Source organism: Pseudomonas sp. 2995-1 (genome assembly GCF_002742505.1).
GTDB lineage: Bacteria > Pseudomonadota > Gammaproteobacteria > Pseudomonadales > Pseudomonadaceae > Aquipseudomonas > Aquipseudomonas sivasensis.
The window spans coordinates 1-236 of record NZ_LJSA01000162.1 but is presented as its reverse complement, the minus strand read 5'-3'; the positions used below and the strand labels follow the sequence as shown (position 1 = coordinate 236).

Genomic DNA, 236 nt, shown 5'->3' with positions numbered 1-236 from the left:
TCTCGCTTTTAAATAACTCCTGACTTACTGGGTCAAGGCCAGAGAAGGGTTCATCTAGAATGAGTAGTTGTGGTTCGTGAAGAATGGATGCAATAAACTGTACCTTCTGCCCCATCCCTTTCGATAATTCCTCCACTGTCACATTTTCTTTTCCTTCTAAATCAAACTTCTTTAAGTATTCTAGCGCCCTTTGCCTCGCCTTTTTTATTGGATAATCCTTTAGATCGGCTAAATAC

General features: G+C 40.3%; 1 protein-coding gene. It reads right to left on the bottom strand.

Annotated features, from left to right (window positions below):
• Positions 1-236 (bottom strand): ATP-binding cassette domain-containing protein (locus AOA61_RS00510; protein ID WP_143521153.1); only part of this gene is annotated, 236 nt, incomplete at both ends.